Genomic DNA, 2,841 nt, shown 5'->3' with positions numbered 1-2,841 from the left:
TAATCTCCACTGAATAGTTATACCCACAATCATGGCATTTGTAGCGTTGACGTCCATCGATTTTACCGTTCTTTTTATGATTGGAGCTCTTGCACCTGGGACAGTTCATGCATAAATATAGGTCCTAATAACATAAAAACTCTACTTAAATACCAATGCCACTGTCAAAACAGGTGACGAAAAGTATTCTTCATGAGTGCCGTCGCACAGAAGAGGATTGTGCGGAGTGTATTGAAAAAGGACAGGAAGAAACGATCATACTGTTAAGGAAGATACCACAAATTCGGGCACTTCTGGCTACTGATATTATTAAAGCCTATGACGGAGATCCGGCTGCGAAGAGTTACGATGAGATCATTTTCAGTTATCCGGGGATTTTTGCACTTATGGTGTACAGAGTAGCCCATGAGTTGCATGAACAGGATATTAAGATCCTCCCACGTATTATGACCGAATATGCCCACAGCGTGGTTGGTATTGATATCCATCCCGGTGCAAAGATAGGAAAAGGGTTTTTCATAGACCATGGAACCGGAGTGGTCATAGGAGAGACTTCGGTGATAGGGGCTAATGTACGATTATACCAAGGGGTTACCCTCGGATCACTGAGTTTCCCAAGGGATGAAAAGGGGCAGATAATTCGTGACCTTAAAAGACATCCCACGATAGAGGATGATGTAGTGATATATTCCAATTCAACGATCCTTGGCGGAGATACCGTCATAGGAGCACGTTCCGTTGTCGGAGGTAATGTCTGGTTGACAAGGTCAGTACCGGCAGACACAAAAGTACTGATAGAAGAGCCAAAGCTGGTCTTCAAGGAGAGATCATCTTCCTGAAAGAGCAGGGATTCTTTTAAAGATTTTATTTTATGGGGGTTTTGATATGGAGAACATTTATGAAGATATAACAAAAACTGTTGGAAAGACACCGCTTGTACGCTTGAACAGGATAACTGAAGGATGTTATGCTACTGTCCTTGTGAAAGTGGAGGCTTTTAATCCTCTGGGTTCAGTCAAGGACCGTATCGCTTTGAACATGATAGAGACCGCAGAAAGGGAAGGAGTGCTCAAAAAGGGAGCCATAGTTATCGAGCCAACTTCAGGAAATACAGGTATCGGTCTGGCTTTTGTTTGTGCTACTAAAGGTTACAGGCTTATATTGACAATGCCTGAGACCATGAGTGTTGAGAGAAGAAACATATTAAAGGTCCTTGGAGCCGAAATAGTGCTTACACCTGGTCCCAATGGTATGAAGGGAGCTATCGAGGAAGCGGAAAAGATTGGAAAGGAGACTTCAAATTCTTTTATTCCACATCAGTTCATGAATCCGGCAAATCCTGAGATCCATCGCTGTACTACGGCTGGGGAGATATGGGATGATACCGAAGAAAAGGTCGATATTCTGGTAGCAGGCGTTGGTACCGGCGGAACTATTACAGGTGTTTCAGAGATGCTAAAGTCCCGTAAGCCCGGGTTTAGGGCAGTGGCCGTCGAACCTAAGGATTCAGCAGTACTTTCCGGCGGCAGTCCGGGACCACATATGATACAGGGCATAGGTGCCGGTTTCGTGCCGGATGTGTTGAACATGGACATCATTGACGAAATTGTAACGGTCAGTAATGAAGATGCCCTTGAGACGACACGGGAACTTGCCAAAAAGGAAGGGATCCTCGCAGGCATATCATCAGGTGCAGCTCTTTTTGCAGCTTTGGATGTTGCAAGACGGAAGGAGAATGAAGGTAAAATGATAGTTGTTATTCTTCCTGATACAGGAGAGAGATATCTTAGCACAGCACTTGTAGAAAAGGAGTGATATTTATGGATAAAGGATTTTCAAAGAATCTAAGTGAATTGATGCAGTTCCCTTCGGAGGGAATATTCAGTACGGTCCTTGCTAAGGCAGATGACTATAACTATACTTTGATGTGTCTTGCTGCAGGAACGAACATTGATGAACATACTTCTACGAAGAACGGAGTTGTTCAGGTTCTAAAAGGAAAAGGTATTTTCAAATTGTTCGATAAGGATATAGAGATGAAAGAAGGTACCTTCATTTTCATGCCGGCAAATGCACCACATGCACTTCAGGCAGAAGAGGATCTGGCAATACTGCTTTGCCTGACAAAATAAGCGACAGTAAAAGAAGGTGAGAAAGAATAGAACATTCGCATCTCACCTTTTTACGTGGTCAGTCTTCGACTTCCAGTGCATTTATTATATCGTTTATATTAAGCTCCCCTTTGACAGCTCTTTTTACCATTGGATAGATATGTGAGCAATCGTCTATCGCTGCCCATCGCTTTTCTCCTACCTGTTTGATGATCTGTTCCATTACCTGTTCACAATCTGTACAATATGTTTTGTCAGTTTCAACTCCGCATACATTGCATTGCATAGTGTTACCCTCCACTATTTACATTGATTTTAGAGGATATCAAGTTTTTGTTCTTTAACAAAAAAAATCAGAATATACATTTTTAATTGAATAAGGATGTTTGACTGCTTGCATTTAAATCAATCATTGATATTGAGGAGGAGAGCGTTTGTTGTATTAGTGCATTCCTTTTGATAGTAATATAAAAGGAAGAGCAATAAAAAGAAGTTCGATTTGTATCTGTCAGAAACGAAATCAATCTCGTTGGAAATGCTGAGAAATAAAGTCACAACTACTGCGTTAAAGATCAGTTAAGAAAAGAATTGGATAGAGTGAGCATAGCAGCGATGTAGATTTCCCGAAGACTCTCGTACTTCAGTACAGTAAACAACGTGGGTAGACTTATCTTCTGTGTTCGGATGGGAACAGGAGTGGCCCTACCGCTATGGCCGCCATACTCATTCA

General features: G+C 42.0%; 5 protein-coding genes and 1 rRNA gene. 3 read left to right on the top strand and 3 right to left on the bottom strand.

What is annotated here, in order from left to right; genetic code table 11:
• The coding region (locus tag KDK67_RS13875; protein ID WP_420846926.1) for a transposase-like zinc-binding domain-containing protein at positions 1-109 on the bottom strand (109 nt) is incomplete at its 3' end.
• A 64-nt stretch (positions 110-173) separates the two neighbouring features.
• On the opposite strand from KDK67_RS13875, the gene KDK67_RS14500 reads away from it, so the two are divergent.
• The 3 genes from KDK67_RS14500 to KDK67_RS13860 are packed head-to-tail and all read left to right on the top strand — an operon-like array spanning position 174 to position 2,132.
• Positions 174-839, top strand: coding sequence for a serine O-acetyltransferase (locus KDK67_RS14500; RefSeq protein WP_250869441.1), 666 nt, complete (start codon positions 174-176; stop codon positions 837-839).
• 46 nt (positions 840-885) lie between these two features.
• The gene (gene cysK / locus KDK67_RS13865; protein WP_250869440.1) at positions 886-1,815 is read left to right on the top strand and encodes a cysteine synthase A; all 930 of its coding nucleotides are present in this window, start codon (positions 886-888) and stop codon (positions 1,813-1,815) included.
• A gap of 5 nt (positions 1,816-1,820) precedes the next feature.
• Positions 1,821-2,132, top strand: a complete 312-nt coding sequence (locus KDK67_RS13860) for a cupin domain-containing protein (protein WP_250869439.1) — start codon at positions 1,821-1,823, stop codon at positions 2,130-2,132.
• Positions 2,133-2,190: 58 nt separating this feature from the next.
• Here the strand turns inward: KDK67_RS13860 and KDK67_RS13855 are convergent, their stop codons facing one another.
• Positions 2,191-2,397, bottom strand: coding sequence for a hypothetical protein (locus KDK67_RS13855; protein ID WP_172367694.1), 207 nt, complete (start codon positions 2,395-2,397; stop codon positions 2,191-2,193).
• A gap of 315 nt (positions 2,398-2,712) precedes the next feature.
• Positions 2,713-2,833, bottom strand: a 5S ribosomal RNA gene (gene rrf / locus KDK67_RS13850).
• Between the last annotated feature and the right edge of the window lie 8 nt (positions 2,834-2,841).

Source organism: Methanococcoides seepicolus, from assembly GCF_023684405.1.
GTDB classification, from domain to species: Archaea; Halobacteriota; Methanosarcinia; order Methanosarcinales; family Methanosarcinaceae; genus Methanococcoides; species Methanococcoides seepicolus.
This window is presented reverse-complemented; position numbering and strand designations above follow the sequence as displayed.

Coding starts and splice junctions, on each gene's coding strand:
- cysK (WP_250869440.1), top strand. CDS start 886: ATGGAGAACATTTATGAAGATATAACAAAAACTGTTGGAAAGACACCG.
- KDK67_RS13855 (WP_172367694.1), bottom strand. CDS start 2,397: ATGCAATGCAATGTATGCGGAGTTGAAACTGACAAAACATATTGTACA.
- KDK67_RS13860 (WP_250869439.1), top strand. CDS start 1,821: ATGGATAAAGGATTTTCAAAGAATCTAAGTGAATTGATGCAGTTCCCT.